This is a genomic window from Pseudomonas sp. 51_B (assembly GCF_017491595.1).
GTDB classification, from domain to species: Bacteria; Pseudomonadota; Gammaproteobacteria; order Pseudomonadales; family Pseudomonadaceae; genus Aquipseudomonas; species Aquipseudomonas promysalinigenes.
This window is the reverse complement of sequence record NZ_JAFGYW010000032.1, coordinates 1-15,728: the sequence shown is the minus strand read 5'-3', so window position 1 is coordinate 15,728 and position 15,728 is coordinate 1. Positions and strand designations below refer to the sequence as shown.

At 62.4% G+C, this 15,728-nt stretch carries 13 protein-coding genes and 1 pseudogene; 8 read left to right on the top strand and 6 right to left on the bottom strand.

Annotated elements, in window-relative coordinates; genetic code table 11:
• The first annotated feature begins 45 nt into the window (after nt 1–45).
• The 5 genes from J5M56_RS21795 (at nt 46) to gcvP (ending at nt 7,452) form a co-directional block, all read left to right on the top strand.
• The gene (locus J5M56_RS21795) at nt 46–1,047 is read left to right on the top strand and encodes an extracellular solute-binding protein (RefSeq protein ID WP_186476201.1); all 1,002 of its coding nucleotides are present in this window, start codon (nt 46–48) and stop codon (nt 1,045–1,047) included.
• 113 nt (nt 1,048–1,160) lie between these two features.
• Nucleotides 1,161–2,783: an iron ABC transporter permease gene (locus tag J5M56_RS21790; RefSeq protein WP_207937774.1), complete on the top strand. Its 1,623-nt coding sequence runs from the start codon at nt 1,161–1,163 to the stop codon at nt 2,781–2,783.
• A gap of 123 nt (nt 2,784–2,906) precedes the next feature.
• Entirely contained in the window at nt 2,907–3,989 is a 1,083-nt protein-coding gene (gcvT, locus tag J5M56_RS21785; protein ID WP_186476203.1) for a glycine cleavage system aminomethyltransferase GcvT, read from the top strand.
• Nucleotides 3,990–4,037: 48 nt separating this feature from the next.
• Nucleotides 4,038–4,421, top strand: coding sequence for a glycine cleavage system protein GcvH (gene gcvH, locus J5M56_RS21780; RefSeq protein ID WP_207937773.1), 384 nt, complete (start codon nt 4,038–4,040; stop codon nt 4,419–4,421).
• Nucleotides 4,422–4,578: 157 nt separating this feature from the next.
• On the top strand, nt 4,579–7,452 hold the full coding sequence (gcvP, locus tag J5M56_RS21775; protein WP_207937772.1) for an aminomethyl-transferring glycine dehydrogenase: 2,874 nt from the start codon (nt 4,579–4,581) through the stop codon (nt 7,450–7,452).
• Between the two features lie 56 nt (nt 7,453–7,508).
• Here gcvP and J5M56_RS21770 read toward each other — a convergent pair whose 3' ends face one another.
• The 4 genes from J5M56_RS21770 to J5M56_RS21755 all read right to left on the bottom strand — a co-directional run bounded on the left by J5M56_RS21770 (nt 7,509) and on the right by J5M56_RS21755 (nt 10,449).
• A complete protein-coding gene (locus J5M56_RS21770; protein ID WP_207937771.1) occupies nt 7,509–7,817 on the bottom strand; it encodes a DUF2388 domain-containing protein in 309 nt (102 codons plus the stop codon).
• 137 nt (nt 7,818–7,954) lie between these two features.
• A complete protein-coding gene (locus tag J5M56_RS21765; RefSeq protein ID WP_186476206.1) occupies nt 7,955–8,266 on the bottom strand; it encodes a DUF2388 domain-containing protein in 312 nt (103 codons plus the stop codon).
• A gap of 89 nt (nt 8,267–8,355) precedes the next feature.
• Nucleotides 8,356–10,032: a GspE/PulE family protein gene (locus tag J5M56_RS21760; RefSeq protein ID WP_207937770.1), complete on the bottom strand. Its 1,677-nt coding sequence runs from the start codon at nt 10,030–10,032 to the stop codon at nt 8,356–8,358.
• Nucleotides 10,033–10,131: 99 nt separating this feature from the next.
• On the bottom strand, nt 10,132–10,449 hold the full coding sequence (locus J5M56_RS21755; RefSeq protein WP_060477166.1) for a hypothetical protein: 318 nt from the start codon (nt 10,447–10,449) through the stop codon (nt 10,132–10,134).
• A gap of 127 nt (nt 10,450–10,576) precedes the next feature.
• On the opposite strand from J5M56_RS21755, the gene J5M56_RS21750 reads away from it, so the two are divergent.
• Nucleotides 10,577–11,047 (top strand): Lrp/AsnC family transcriptional regulator, encoded by a 471-nt coding sequence (locus J5M56_RS21750; RefSeq protein WP_207937769.1) that lies wholly within the window; start codon nt 10,577–10,579, stop codon nt 11,045–11,047.
• A gap of 169 nt (nt 11,048–11,216) precedes the next feature.
• Here the strand turns inward: J5M56_RS21750 and J5M56_RS21745 are convergent, their stop codons facing one another.
• Nucleotides 11,217–12,584, bottom strand: coding sequence for a CYTH domain-containing protein (locus J5M56_RS21745; RefSeq protein WP_207937768.1), 1,368 nt, complete (start codon nt 12,582–12,584; stop codon nt 11,217–11,219).
• A gap of 115 nt (nt 12,585–12,699) precedes the next feature.
• Here J5M56_RS21745 and argE point away from each other — a divergent pair, with 115 nt between their 5' ends.
• Nucleotides 12,700–13,842 carry an acetylornithine deacetylase gene (gene argE, locus J5M56_RS21740; RefSeq protein ID WP_060477163.1) on the top strand — a complete coding sequence of 381 codons (1,143 nt, stop codon included), beginning with the start codon at nt 12,700–12,702 and terminating at the stop codon, nt 13,840–13,842.
• A 124-nt stretch (nt 13,843–13,966) separates the two neighbouring features.
• Nucleotides 13,967–15,265 carry an amino-acid N-acetyltransferase gene (argA, locus tag J5M56_RS21735; RefSeq protein ID WP_207937767.1) on the top strand — a complete coding sequence of 433 codons (1,299 nt, stop codon included), beginning with the start codon at nt 13,967–13,969 and terminating at the stop codon, nt 15,263–15,265.
• A gap of 53 nt (nt 15,266–15,318) precedes the next feature.
• Here the strand turns inward: argA and J5M56_RS21730 are convergent.
• Nucleotides 15,319–15,728 (bottom strand): annotated as a pseudogene (locus J5M56_RS21730) (glutamine synthetase); the annotation flags it as partial.

Here is a 15,728-nt window from a genome sequence, read left to right as displayed (position 1 = left end):
TTCACTACCATTTGCGCCTCTCATACGATCCCAGGAGTGCTTTCCATGTTGCCACGCAAGCCCCTATTGGCCGCTCTGGCCCTGTCCCTGCTCGGCGGCACCGCCCAGGCGGCTGATGAAGTGGTGGTGTACTCCTCGCGTATCGACGAGCTGATCAAGCCGGTGTTCGACGCCTACACCGCCAAGACCGGGGTCAAGGTCAAGTTCATCACCGACAAGGAAGCCCCGCTGATGCAGCGCATCAAGGCCGAGGGCGAGAACGGCGTGGCCGACCTGCTGCTGACCGTCGATGCCGGCAACCTCTGGCAGGCCGAACAGATGGGCATTCTGCAGCCGATCAAGTCGGCCACCATCGACCAGAACATCCCGCCCCAGTACCGTGCCTCGTCCCATGACTGGACCGGCCTGAGCTTGCGGGCACGGACCATTGTCTACTCCACCGAGCGGGTCAAGCCGGCCGAGCTGAGCACCTATGAAGCCCTGGCCGACAAGCAGTGGGAAGGCCGCCTATGCCTGCGCTCGGCCAAGAAAGTCTACAACCAGTCACTGACCGCCACCCTGATCGAAAACCATGGCGAGGCCAAGACCGAGCAAATCGTCAAAGGTTGGGTCAACAACTTGTCCACCGATGTGTTCTCCGACGACAACGCGGTAATCCAGGCAATCGCCGCTGGCCAGTGCGATGTAGGGGTGGTGAACACCTATTACTACGGCCGCCTGCACGCCCAGAACCCACAACTGCCGGTGAAGCTGTTCTGGCCCAACCAGGCTGACCGGGGCGTGCATGTCAACCTGTCCGGTATCGGCCTGACCAAGCATGCACCTCACCGGCAAGCCGCCATCGAACTGGTCGAGTGGATGACCGGCGAGCAGGCGCAGAAGCTGTTCGCCGACATCAACCAGGAGTTTCCGGCAAACCCCAAGGTCAAGCCTTCGGACGAAGTAGCGGCCTGGGGTAGCTTCAAGGCCGACAGTATTGCGGTGGAAGTGGCCGGCAAGCGTCAGGCCGAGGCCATTCGCCTGATGGATCGTGCCGGCTGGAATTAAGCCCCAGGCTTGACCGCTCCGTGGCCTGTCAGGGCCTTTTCGCGGGTAAACCCCAAGAGTAGCGGTGTACGCTGTGGGGCTACCCGCGAACGATTGCAACCGAGACCATAGCCTTGCCCCACACCCTCCAACGTCGCTGGTACCTTCCGGTCATCCTGACCGCCGCTTTGGTCCTTCTGCCCCTGAGTGTGCTGCTGCTGTCCTGGCAGTCGGTCGACCTGCAGATCTGGTCGCACCTGCTCGATACCCAGATGGCCCGCCTGCTGGGCAATACTGCGACACTAGTGCTTGGCGTCGGCGTCGGCGTTACCCTGCTCGGTGTCAGCTTGGCCTGGCTCACCAGCCTATGTGAGTTTCCCGGCAGGCGTTGGCTCGACTGGGCGCTGATGCTGCCTTTTGCCATACCGGCCTACGTGCTGGCCTTCGTTTTCGTCGGCCTGCTCGACTTCGCAGGCCCTGTGCAGAGCGCGCTGCGCGAGGCGTTCGGGCCTATGCGCCTGCCCAGGGTACGCTCTACGGGCGGGGTGATCATCGTGCTCGTGCTGGTGTTCTACCCCTACGTCTACCTGCTGGCGCGCACCGCGTTCCTGGCCCAGGGCAAAGGCCTGATGGAAGCAGCGCGGGTGCTTGGCCTGACACCCTTGCAAGCCTTCTGGCGGGTTGCCCTGCCGATGGCGCGGCCGGCGATCGGTGCTGGTATTGCCCTGGCGTTGATGGAAACCTTGGCCGATTTTGGCGCAGTGGCGGTGTTCAACTTCGATACCTTCACCACCGCGATCTACAAGACCTGGTATGGCTTCTTCAGCCTGTCCAGCGCGGCGCAGTTGGCCAGCCTGCTGCTGTTGGCGGTGATGCTGGTGCTGTACGGCGAGCGCCGGGCCCGTGGGGCAACCCGCCATGGCCATGAGCGCCCGCGCGGGCAGGCGCTTTACCACTTGCGCGGGTTGAAGGCGCTGCTGGCCAGCGCTTGGTGCTTGCTGGTGTTCGCCTGCGCATTCGTCATCCCGCTGCTGCAGTTGCTGGCGTGGTTTTGGCAGCGCGGTCGGCATGATCTGGACGAACGTTATGTGGGCCTGGTGCTGCATACCTTGTACCTGGGCAGCATGGCCGCCCTGATCACCGTTGCCGTGGCCCTGATGCTGGCGTTCGCTCGGCGTCTGGCGCCTACGGCGGGGGTGCGCGCGGGCGTCGGCCTGGCCAATCTCGGCTACGCCTTGCCAGGCTCGGTGCTGGCGGTGTCGATCATGCTGGCCTTCAGCTACCTGGACAACCACCTGGTGATACCGCTGACGGCGTGGTTGGGCGGTGCAGGTAAGCCATTGCTGTTGGGTAGCCTGGCGGCGTTGCTGCTGGCGTACCTGGTGCGCTTCATCGCGGTGGCTTATGGGCCGCTTGAGAGCAGCCTGGCGCGTATTCGCCCATCGCTGCCAGAGGCTTCACGCAGCCTGGGTGTGGGTGGCATGGGTTTGTTTTTCAAGGTGTATCTACCGCTGCTAGTGCCTGGCGCCCTCAGCGCCGCGTTGCTGGTGTTCGTCGATGTGCTCAAGGAAATGCCTGCCACCTTGCTGATGCGCCCATTCGGCTGGGATACCCTGGCGGTGAGGGTCTTCGAGATGACCAGCGAGGGCGAGTGGGCCCGCGCCTCGTTGCCGGCGCTCACCCTGGTGCTGGTAGGGCTGTTGCCAGTCATCGGGCTGATTCGTCGTTCCGCTCGTCGCCCCGGTCACAGTCACTGAGGATGCCAGCCTGCGCCCATGCGGCTACAATGCGCGGCATTCGCGCGGCGGGTCCTACAAGAAGAGCTGACGATTAAACGTCTTCGACCGCCGCCGCTTCGCCACGCCCGGAAGGAGAAACCCATGGGACAGCGCACGCTTTTATACGACTTGCACCTGGCGCTGGGCGCCAAGACGGTCGATTTCGGTGGCTGGGACATGCCCCTGCACTACGGCTCGCAAGTCGAGGAACACAATCAGGTGCGTAGCGATTGTGGGGTGTTCGACGTTTCCCACATGACGGTCATCGACATGACTGGCGAGCAGGCCACAGCCACGTTGCAACGCCTGTTGGCCAACGACGTTGCGCGGCTGAGCAGCATCGGCAAGGCGCTTTACAGCCCGCTGCTAAACGAGCAAGGCGGGGTGATCGATGATCTGATCGTGTATCGCACACATACCGGGTACCGCCTGATCACCAACGCCATCACGCGGACCAGGGTCCTCGATTGGCTGAACGAGCAGGCCGTCGGCTTCAACGCAACGTTCAAGGTACGCCCGGACTTGGCCATCCTCGCCATTCAAGGCCCCCATGCTCGGGAAAAGGTCGCTGGGCTGCTAAGCCCTGCGCGCGCTGCGTTGATTCGTGAACTGCGGCCATTCGAAGGAGTTGCCGAAGGCGACTGGTTCATCGCTCGCACCGGCTACACCGGTGAAGACGGCCTGGAGATCATTCTGCCAGGTGATGAAGCTGTAGGATTTTTCAACGATCTGGTCGGCGCGGGTATCGCCCCCAGCGGCCTCGGCGCGCGCGATACCCTGCGCTTGGAAGCCGGGATGAATCTGTATGGCCAGGACATCGATGAGCAGCACACCCCGCTGACCTCCAACCTCGGTTGGAGCATTGCCTGGGAGCCTGCCGAGCGCAACTTCATCGGCCGCACTGGCCTTTTGGCGGAAATCGAGCATGGCGTGCAGGAGAAACTGGTCGGCCTGGTGCTCGAAGAGCGCGGGGTGTTGCGTGCTCACCAAGTGGTTCGTGTTGCCGGTATTGGCGAAGGGGAGATCACCAGTGGTAGTTTCTCGCCTACGCTGAGCAAGTCCATAGCCCTGGCGCGTGTCCCCATGGCTACTGCCGACCGTGCCGAGGTCGAAATTCGCGGCAAGTGGTACCCGGTGCGAGTGGTCAAGCCGACCTTCGTGCGCCATGGCAAGATTCTGATCTGAACATTCAACGGCGGGCCGAACCGCTGAGCCAAACGAGGAAGTCAACACATGAGCAATATCCCCGCCGATCTGCGTTTCGCCGAAAGCCACGAGTGGGCGCGCCTGGAAGCCGATGGCAGTGTCACCGTCGGCATCAGCGACCACGCCCAGCAAGCACTGGGTGATGTGGTGTTCGTCGAGCTGGCCGAAGTGGGCAAAACCTTCAGCGCTGGCGATGCTGCCGGCGTGGTCGAATCGGTCAAGGCAGCATCCGACATCTACGCCCCGGTTTCCGGTGAGGTGATCGCGGTCAACGAAGAACTGGCCGACAGCCCAGAGCTGCTCAACGAAAAGCCTTATGAGTCGTGGATCTTCAAGCTCAAGCCAAGCAACCCGGCCGAGCTGGACAAGCTGCTGGATGCCGCGGGCTACAAAGCTGCCATCGGCGAGTGATAGCGCCTCGCCTGCTTTGCGGGTAAACCCGCTCTTGAATGAGCGGCTTCAGCCGCAAACAGGCATAGGCTGGCGAACAAGTTTTCACGCAGCATCGTCGATCCCTTCCTAGACTTACAAGTCTCCATGAGACCCGGTCTAGGAAGAGAGCGTCGACATGCCTCAGTCGCCATCCCTGCAGCAACTGCAAGAGCTCAACCCTTTTTTGCGCCGCCATCTGGGGCCCGATGCCTCGGAGCAGCAGGCCATGCTCAATGCCCTTGGCCTCAGTAGCCGTAGCGAACTGATCGAGCAGACCGTGCCGCCAGGCATATGCTTGAACCGCGCCCTCGACTTACCGCCGGCCCTGGACGAGCAGGCTGCGTTGGCCAAGCTTGCCGCTTACGCCGAACAGAACCAGGTGTGGACCAGCCTTATCGGCATGGGCTACCACGGAACCGTGACGCCCACCGTCATCCTGCGCAACGTGCTGGAAAACCCCGGCTGGTACACCGCCTACACGCCCTATCAGCCTGAAATCGCCCAAGGCCGACTAGAGGCGTTGCTCAACTTCCAGCAAATGGTCATCGACCTCAGCGGTTTGGCGCTGGCCAATGCATCGCTGCTCGATGAAGCCACCGCCGCTGCCGAGGCAATGGCGCTGGCCAAGCGTGTGGCACGCAACAAGTCCAACGCGTTCTTCGCCGACGAGCATTGCCACCCACAAACATTGTCAGTGCTCAAAACCCGCGCCGAGGGTTTCGGCTTCGAGCTGATCGTCGACGCTGTGGACAACCTTGCCCAGCACCAAGTGTTCGGTGCATTGCTGCAGTACCCGGATACCCACGGCGAGGTACGTGACCTGCGCCCGTTCATCGACCAGTTGCATGCCCAGCAGGCCCTGGCCTGCGTGGCGGCGGACCTGCTCAGCCTTGTGGTGCTGACGCCGCCTGGCGAAATGGGTGCCGATGTGGTGCTCGGCTCGACTCAGCGCTTCGGCGTGCCGATGGGCTTCGGCGGCCCGCACGCCGCCTACTTCGCTTGCCGTGAGGATTACAAGCGGGCGATGCCAGGGCGCATCATCGGCGTGTCTCGCGATGCACGTGGCAATACCGCGTTACGCATGGCCCTGCAAACGCGCGAGCAGCACATTCGCCGCGAAAAGGCCAACTCCAACATCTGCACAGCCCAGGTACTGCTGGCCAACATGGCCGGGTTCTATGCGGTTTACCATGGGCCAGAAGGGCTGCAGCGTATTGCCCAGCGCGTGCACCGGCTGACTTTCCTTTTGGCCGCAGGCCTTGAGGCCAAAGGCATAAAGCGTATCAATCAGCATTTTTTCGACACCCTGACCTTGGATGTTGGCGGCGCCCAGGTGGCAATCATCGAAAGCGCCGAGGCTGCTCGCATCAACCTGCGGATTCTGGGCCGCGGCCATGTGGGCGTGAGCCTGGATGAAACCTGCAGCGAAGCCACGGTGTTGCGCTTGTTCGATGTATTCCTGGGGGTCGATCATGGTCTTGATATCCACGCCCTTGACCAGCTGGCGTCGCCTGAAGGTATCCCCGCAGCATTGGCGCGCGGTACGCCGTTCCTTGGCCACCCCGTGTTCAATCTGCATCACAGCGAAACCGAGATGCTGCGCTACCTCAAGCAGCTGGAAAACAAGGACCTGGCCCTGAACCAGTCGATGATCCCGCTCGGCTCTTGCACCATGAAACTCAATGCCACCAGCGAGATGATACCGATCACCTGGCCCGCCTTCGCCCAGCTACACCCCTTCGCACCTGCCGCACAGGCCGCGGGCTATAAGGCGATGATCGATGAGCTGGAAAGCTGGTTGTGCGCCATCACCGGTTTCGACGCCATCTGCATGCAGCCAAACTCCGGCGCTCAAGGTGAATACGCGGGGCTCATGGCAATCACACGCTATCACCGCAGTTGCCAACAGCCACAACGCACGTTGTGCCTGATTCCCTCGTCTGCCCACGGGACCAACCCGGCCTCGGCGCAGATGGCTGGCATGGAGGTGGTGATCGTCGAGTGTGACGATGCTGGCAACGTCGACCTCGAAGACCTCAAGGCGAAGGCTGCTGCCGCCGGCGACAAGCTGTCATGCCTGATGGTCACCTATCCTTCGACCCATGGTGTTTATGAGGAGGGCATCCGCGAGATCTGCGCGGTGGTCCACCAATACGGTGGCCAGGTCTACATGGACGGTGCCAACCTCAATGCCCAGGTTGGCCTGGCCCGGCCTGCGGACATCGGTGCCGACGTTTCGCATATGAATCTACACAAGACGTTCTGCATCCCCCACGGCGGAGGCGGCCCAGGCATGGGCCCAATCGGCATTCGCGCCCATCTGAAACCCTTCGTCGCAAGTCACCCGGTAGTGCCCGTGCCCGGGCTGGACCCGAACAACAGTGCGGTCAGTGCTGCGCCCTGGGGCAGTGCCAGCATTCTGCCGATCAGTTGGATGTACATAGCCATGATGGGCCCGCAACTGGTTGACGCCAGCGAGGTGGCGATCCTTTCAGCCAACTATCTGGCGAGCCAGTTGGCCGGAGCGTTCCCGGTGTTGTACCGCGGGCGTAACCAGCGGGTGGCCCATGAGTGCATTCTCGACCTGCGGCCTCTCAAGGCGCAGACCGGCATTACCGAGGAAGACGTTGCCAAGCGCTTGATGGACTATGGCTTCCATGCCCCGACCATGTCATTTCCGGTGCCGGGTACCCTGATGGTCGAGCCGACTGAAAGCGAGTCGAAGGCCGAGCTGGACCGCTTCGTCGAGGCGATGCTGGCGATTAGGGCAGAGATCGCTCAGGTTCAAGACGGGAGCTGGCCAGCCGAAGACAACCCACTCAAGCATGCACCCCATACCCTGGCCGACGTACTGGAGCCATGGACGCGGCCCTACACCCTGGAGCAGGCCATTGCCCCCAGCGGCCACGTGCGGCTGCACAAATACTGGCCTGCTGTGAACCGCGTCGACAATGTCTATGGTGACCGGAACCTGTTCTGCGCCTGTGTGCCAGTGCAGGCGTACCGGTAGTGCCATGTGCTGGCGTTGGCTACTTAGCGGTTGGCACCGCAAGGTAGGCGGCGCGGCTATTGAGCCAAGGCATGTTTGGCGAGGATCGCATGGGCCAGTTCCATGTCCGAGGCCTCAAGCCCTGGATGTTCAGCCCGGATCTGCTGGATCGCAGCCTCTAGGTACGGCCCGCGAATCGCCCCGTCGCTGGCTACGAAGCTGCCAGCGTCGTCCTGTGCCGCGACCACCAATTTGTGGTCGGCCGATGTCAGGTAGCTGGAAGAAAACAGGGTGCCGGTGGATACCAATGAGCGGGACGAACCGGAAGCTTCAGCCGTTTGCTGGCCGATGAGAATCACAATTAGAGCGGCTAAGAGTGCACGCATATCGAGGCTCCAGTGAGCGGTTGGCGGAGCCTCGATGGTAACGAGCGAAGGTTCGCTAGTAGTCCTACACCGGCCTGAGTGTTTGGTAGGAAATGTCTGCTTGGTGTCAGAGCATCCGAATTACGCTGCGGCAGCGTTCACGGATTGGCCGTGCGGGCCAAAATTGCATTGGCCAGTTCCATGTCCGATGCTTGAAGCGCTGGGTTTTGCGCACGTACCTGCTGCAACGCCTGTTCCAGAAACGGCCCGCGAATCTCACCGTTACTGGCGACGAAGCTGCCGGCGTCATCCTGTGCCGCCAATACCAGCTTGTGGTCGCGCGAGGTGATGTAGCTGGACGCCGTGGTGGCGCCAGAGGTCATTACGTTACGCCAGAAAGTGTCGGCCATTGCGGAGCCAACAGGCAGCGAAAGCAGGGCAGCGGCTGCCAGCGCGGATTTGATGCGCATGATGAAACACCTGAAGGGTGAGGTGGCTGAAGATGGCCGCTTTGATCGTCAAAACCACACTTAAGTTCCTTGATTGCGAAGGTTTTCGCTCAGGAACAGACCCGCATCACCTCTTCGCTGCGGGTGATTCCACGGGCCACTTTCGCCGCCCCGCAACTGCGTAAATCTTGTAATCCTTCAGCCACCGCCTGGCGCTGCAGGTCGGCCAGGTCGGTACTGGCGCCGATGTGCGACCGCAAGCTGTCGCTGGGGATCAGCAGTTCGAACAGGCCTGTGCGGCCCCGATAGCCGGTGCCGCGACATAACGGGCATGGTGCGCCGGACGCGTGCCCTTGGCAGCCATCGCAGAGGATGCGCACCAGGCGCTGTGCCATGACCCCGCCCAAAGTCGCGCGGATCAGGTAGTCGGCCACACCCAGCTCCAGCAGACGGGTAATGGCGCTGCAGGTGTCATTGGTGTGCAGGGTCGAAAGTACCAGATGCCCGGTAAGCGCGGCCTGCACCGCCACTTGTGCGGTTTCGCGGTCGCGTATCTCGCCGATCATGATGATGTCGGGGTCCTGGCGTAGCAGGGCACGCACGCCATCGGCGAAATCCAGCCCCAACCCGGGCTGCACCTGTAGTTGGTTGAAGGCAGGCTCCAGCCGCTCGATGGGGTCTTCGATGGTGCACAGGTTGACCTCGGGTGTGGCCAGCAGCTTGAGGCTGGCGTACAGCGTACTGGTCTTGCCCGAGCCTGTAGGCCCGGTCACCAGCACAATGCCCTGGCGGCGCTGCAATAGCCTGCGCCACTGGCTCAGCGTCTCACCCTCCAGGCCAAGCTGGGCGAAGTCTTCCTGCAACTGGCGTGGGTCGAACAGGCGCACCACCAGTTTTTCGCCATAGGGCGTAGGCAGTGTGGAGAGGCGCAATTGCACTTCGCTGCCGCCAGGCAGGCGACTTTTGACCCGGCCGTCTTGCGGGCGGCGCTTTTCCGCTACGTCCATGCGCCCCAAGTGTTTCAAGCGGCTGACCACGGCCAGGGTAACGCTGGCTGGGAAGGCGTAGACCGTCTGCAACAGCCCGTCGATGCGATAGCGCAGGTGGCCCTTTTCGTGGCGTGGCTCCAGGTGGATATCGCTGGCGCGTTGCTCGATGGCGTATTGCAGCAGCCAGTCGACGATATTCACGATGTGCGCATCGTCGGCCGTGGCCTGCGCCTGGCGCTGGCCCAGTTCAAGCAGGTGCTCCAGTTCGCCCAGCCGGGTCGTCTGCTGGTGCTGCGCACCTTGGACCGAGTGGGCCAGGCGAAACAGCGACTGGCCCAGCTGGCGGATCTGCAGCGGGCTGGCCAGCACGCGGCGGATTGGTTTGCCCAGGCTGCGTTCGAGGTCGGCCTGCCACAGTTGCTGATAGGGCTGGGCACTGGCTACGGTGATGGCGTTGGCATCTTCGGCCACGATCAGGATGCCGTGACGTTGCGCAAAGGCGGGTGAAATCAGGCCATTGACCTGGGTAAGGTCCAGCTGCATGGGGTCGATGTGCAAGTAAGGCTGACCGACCTTGTGTGCCAGCCACTGGCACAGCGCATCCAGGGTCAGCTGCTGGCCGGGCTTGCAGCGGTCTTCAAGGCCCAGTGCCGCGATGGTTTCCAACGGGTGGTGCGCACTGTAGTGCGCTGCTTGTTCGCGAACCTGGCATGAGTCGCTGGCGCTGAGGTGCTGGTCGGCCTGCAAGGCGTCCAGCAGGCTTTGAAGGTCGAGGGCTTGCTCGTCGGACGTTAACATCGGTGGGCTTCCTTGCCTTAAAGGAGACGAGTGGCAAGGCTAGCCGGGCTCTGGCAAGCCGCGTTGGGGAAAGATTTTCCAGATTTTGCGCGCCCAGCTTCAGACCACCGCCAGCTCCAGGTACGCCAGGTTTTCCAGGCTTACCTCGCCCACGCATACAAGGTTGCGCAGTTTTTGCGCAATTACCTGCGCCCTATGCCAACTCAGTCCGCCGATGCCGATTTCGATGTCGAGCCAGTCTTCCTGCTGGCTGACCTGCACGCTATGGGGAGTAAGGAACTGCAGGGCGAACAGGTTGAGCACACGGCAAAGCGTATCCGGTTCGACCTCGGCTTGCAGGCAATAGCGCACGGTGCTGTGGCTGGCATTGGCAGCCCAGGCATCGCTGCGGGGCAGGGGGCGTTCGAGTGCGTTCATGATGGGTCTCCGCGGGTCTGGGAGAAATTCTTGCACGTCGAAGCCGGTATTTTCTCGCTATGATTTCATTAATTCCCCTATATTTTAGATTGAAAGAATCGAATAGCCGCTATTTGGAGAATCATTTATGCAAGGCGAGCTGGATGCCTACGACCGGCGCATCCTCGAACTACTGCAAGAAGACTCATCACTGTCCAGTGCGCAGATCGCCGAGCGCGTGGGGCTGTCGCAATCGCCCTGCTGGCGCAGGATTCAGCGGTTGAAAGAGGAAGGAGTGATCCGAGGCCAGGTAACCCTGCTGGACCGCAAGAAGGTCGGCTTGAACACCCAGATCTTCGCCGAAGTGAAACTCAACGCCCACGGCCGCTCCAACTTCACTGAATTCACTGAGGCGATCCGCGGCTTTCCGGAGGTGCTGGAATGCTATGTGCTTATGGGGGCGGTGGACTTTCTGCTACGCATCGTCACCTCGGATATCGAGGCTTATGAGCGCTTCTTCTTTGAAAAGCTATCGAACGTGCCGGGTATTCAGGAAGTGAATTCGATTGTGGCGCTGTCGGAGATCAAGTCCACCACCAGCTTGCCTCTGGCGAAGTAACGCTGCTGCGGCCAAATCCTGGGATTGGGCCGCCAGGTGCCTGACTTGAGGAATGTAGCGCCTGTGAGATCGAGCGCCGCGCGGGCGGCGCTCGGTCTCAACGCACACACAACACTCAAACCATACACCTGGCACCTAACGCGGTTAGGTGCCAACCGCCAAAGCGTCCTTAAGCCTTGAGCAAATGCTTCCAGCCCCGGCTCTGATCCACTGTCCGAGCCTGATCAATACGCGCCTCCAGCAACTCATCGCTGATCGGCAACTCGGCCAGCTCATGCAGTTTTTTCAAATCGCCGTACAAGCGGTCCATCTGCGGTGCTTCAAGCACCTGGCGGGCATGGTGCAGCCAGGCCAGCAACTGCTCGATACGTGGCAGCTGTTCGGCCAGGTCCTCGGGGCGTTGGGTGTACAGCGGCAGCTTCAGCGAGCGGCCTTCTTCACCCAGCAGGTGCGCCAGCCAGCTTGCCAACTGCGCCTTGCCCTGGCGCTCGCCACGGCCCTTGCGCTCCACGGTCCAGGCGCGGGCCAGCAGCCAACGCGAGGTTTCCAGGGAGAACTGGCCCCAGCGTACGTCTTCGAGTTCTTCGAGGAACTGCTCGGGCGCAGCGCGGCGGATGTCTTCATCGTCATTGCCGGCCTGCACCAATGGGCGCCAGTCTTCCAGCAGCGCATCGAGGCTGGCGCGTAGCTCGCGCGTGGTGGCGCGGGGCGCAGCTTGGCCCAGGCTTGCGACCAAGGCGCGCAGTTCGGCCAGGCACTGCACCCAGTCCTGCAACAAGCGCCAGTGACCATTGTGGCGGTACTGCTCGGCCAGGCGCTGGCTGCTGCCCAGCAGCTGCCAGGCCAGGGCGGCGAAGGCGTCGTCCACAGCAGTTTCAGCGCTCAGCTCGGTGGTCGGCAGGCCCAGCTCGTAGCTGTCTGGCTCCAACAGGCGGTAGCCGCGCTCGGCCTTGCTGATGTCGCACGGCATCAGCGGCAGGCTGGCGGCCAGCTCGGCGGCCAGCTCCAGTAGCGCTTCAGGGGCGCCTTCGCGCAGCTCCAACTCAAGCTCGCAGATTTCCTCTTTGCGCTTGCCGGCAATCACGAAGCCTTGGTCCAGCGCGGCCTCGATCACCACCTTGCTCTTGCCACGGCCCCAGCTGATTTCGGCGTATTCGCGGGTGAAATCAGTGGTGAATAGCGGCTTGATGGTTTTTTTGTCGAGTTCGGCCAGCTGCGCCGGCCAGCAGGTGGCGTCGAGCTTTTTCAAGTCGAGCTTGACCTTGTCCAACTGCCACTCGTATTCGTTGCGCTCGGACAGCCCGGCAACGCTTTTCCCGCGGCACTTGAGGGTCTGGATGATCGCCTCACCGTCGCGGCGCAGGCGCAGGGCCACACGGGCGGCGGAAAGCTCGCGCTCGGGAGTATCGAAGTACTGGTTGAGCAGCTCGCGGGTCTGCCAGCCAGATTTGTTGCGTTTTTTCAGCAAGGGGTGCTCGCGCAGGGCGGCGAGGGTCTGGCTGCTGGCGCGCAGCTTGAGTTCGGTTTCTTTGTGCATCACAGGCTCGAAGGAGGGGCGTCTTTGCAGGGCAGTCTACAGCAGTCGGCCGGCAACGGTTTATTCCAGACGGCGGATAGTCCTATGATGGGCAACGCTTCCGAGGAGTATGCGCATGCCGTTGCCGCCACTGAAAGACCAGTTTGCCGCTTTGATCGCCGCGCCCTCGGTCAGTTGTACCCAGCCTGCGCTGGACCAGTCCAACCGCCAGGTCATCGACCTGTTGGCCGGCTGGTTGGGCGATCTGGGTTTTGCTTGTGACATCCGTGAGGTCAGCCCTGGCAAGTTCAACCTGTTGGCCAGCCGTGGTAGCGGCCCTGGCGGGCTGGTGCTGGCCGGGCACAGTGATACGGTGCCTTACGATGAACAACTGTGGGCCAGCGACCCGCTCAAGCTGACCGAGGCCGACGGCCGCTGGGTGGGCCTGGGTAGCTGCGACATGAAAGGCTTTTTCGCATTGATCATCGAAGCGGTCATTCCGCTGCTGGAGCACGATTTCAAGCAACCGCTGATGATCCTGGCCACCTGCGATGAAGAAAGCTCCATGTCCGGTGCCCGCGCCCTGGCGGCTGCCGGCCAGCCGCTGGGCCGTGCGGCGGTGATCGGCGAGCCCACCGGCCTGCGGCCGATCCGCATGCACAAGGGCATCCTGATGGACCGCATCGACATCCTCGGGCGCAGCGGGCATTCCTCTGACCCAAGCCTGGGCCATAGTGCGATGGAGGCCATGCACGAGGTGATGAGCGAGCTGATGGGCCTGCGCCGGCAATGGCAGCAAACCTTCAGTAACCCGCAGTTCACCGTGCCGACGCCAACCATGAATTTCGGCTGCATCCATGGCGGTGACAACCCCAACCGCATCTGTGGCCAATGCGCCCTGGAGTTCGACCTGCGCCCGCTGCCGGGCATGGATGTGGAACAGTTGCGCGCCGCCATTGGCGATAAACTCAAGCCTGTGGCCGAGCGTCATGAAGTGCGTATCGACTACGCCCCGTTGTTCCCTGAGGTGCCGCCGTTCGAGCAGGACGCGGACGCCGAGCTGGTGCAAGTGGCCGAACGCCTCACCGGCCATCGGGCCGAAGCGGTGGCGTTCGGTACCGAAGCGCCTTATCTTCAGCAACTGGGCTGCCAGACCATCGTGCTCGGCCCAGGTGATATCGCCTGCGCCCACCAGCCTGGCGAATACCTTGAAATGTCACGCATCGAGCCTACCGTGCGTCTATTGCGTGACCTGATCCGGCACTATTGCCTGAGTTAAACGTCCACCTTGCTGATTCGTTCTTGCCTAGAGGAGATGCGCGTGACCGCAAGCCTGTTCCGACGATGATCCTGAACGCCGTGTGATTCACCGTTCTCCGTCCACTTTATCCACAGGCCCCGTCATGCCCGAATACGTTAACTGGCTACGTCATGCCTCCCCGTACATCAATGCCCATCGCGATTGCACCTTCGTGGTCATGCTCCCCGGCGATGGCGTTGAACACCCTAATTTCGGCAATATCGTCCACGACCTGGTGCTGCTGCACAGCTTGGGTGTGCGCCTGGTGCTGGTGCATGGCTCGCGCCCGCAGATCGAAAGCCGCCTGGCCGAGCGTGGGCTGACCCCGCACTACCATCATGGCCTGCGTATCACCGACGCAGCCACCCTGGATTGCGTGATCGATGCCGTAGGCGCCCTGCGCCTGGCCATCGAGGCACGCCTGTCGATGGACATCGCCGCCTCGCCCATGCAGGGCTCGCGCTTGCGCGTGGCTTGCGGCAACTTGGTCACCGCACGGCCGATCGGGGTGCTCGAAGGCGTGGACTACCACCACACCGGGGAAGTGCGGCGAATAGACCGCAAAGGCATCAGCCGCCTGCTCGACGAGCGGTCCATCGTACTGCTGTCGCCGCTGGGCTATTCGCCCACGGGTGAAATCTTCAACCTGGCATGTGAAGACGTCGCAACTCGTGCAGCCATCGAGCTGGGTGCCGACAAGCTGCTGCTGTTCGGGACCGAGCCTGGCCTGCTGGACGAGAGCGGCCGGTTGGTGCGTGAGCTGCGGCCACAACAGATTGCTCCGCACCTGGCGCGCCTGGGCGGCGATTACCAGGCTGAGTTGCTCGACGCGGCTGCCGAGGCCTGCAAAGGCGGTGTGGCACGTAGCCATATCGTCAGTTATGCCGAAGATGGCGCTTTGCTCACCGAACTGTTCACCCGAGAAGGTGGCGGTACGCTGGTGTCCCAGGAGCAGTTCGAGGTGGTGCGCGAGGCGACCATCGAGGATGTCGGTGGCTTGCTGGACCTGATCAGCCCGCTGGAAGAGCAAGGCATTCTGGTGCGCCGCTCGCGCGAGGTGCTGGAGCGTGAGATCGAGCAGTTCAGTGTGGTCGAGCGTGAGGGGATGATCATTGCCTGTGCAGCGCTGTACCCGATTGCCGATTCGCAGGCTGGGGAACTGGCGTGCCTGGCGGTAAACCCGGAATACCGTCACGGCGGGCGTGGCGACGAACTGCTGGAGCGGATCGAGGGGCGGGCGCGGCAGATGGGGTTAAATACCCTGTTCGTGCTCACGACGCGTACGGCGCACTGGTTCCGTGAGCGCGGGTTTGCCCCTAGCGGTGTCGAGCGGCTGCCAGCGGCACGGGCTTCGTTGTACAACTACCAGCGCAATTCGAAGATTTTCGAGAAGCCGCTGTAAGCCCATGCTGGCCCGCCAATGAAAAACGCCGCCCTTTGGGGCGGCGTTTTGCTTTAGACGGTGTGCAGATACCAGTTGTACTCGAGGTCGGAGATCGAGTGCTCGAACTCCTCCAGCTCGCTCTCCTTGCACGCGACGAAGATGTCGATGTACTTCGGATCGATGTACTTGTTCAGGATCTCGCTGTCGTCCAGCTCGCGCAGGGCATCGCGCAGGTTGTTCGGCAGGCTCTGCTCCAGCTGCTCATACGAGTTGCCTTCGATCGGCTCGCCTGGCTCGATCTTGTTGGTCAGGCCATGGTGCACGCCCGCCAGCACGGCAGCCATCATCAAGTATGGGTTGGCGTCAGCGCCGGCCACACGGTGCTCGATACGCACGGCATCCGGCGAGCCGGTCGGCACGCGCAGGGCCACGGTGCGGTTGTCCAAGCCCCAGCTCGGCGCGTTCGGCACGTAGAACTGCG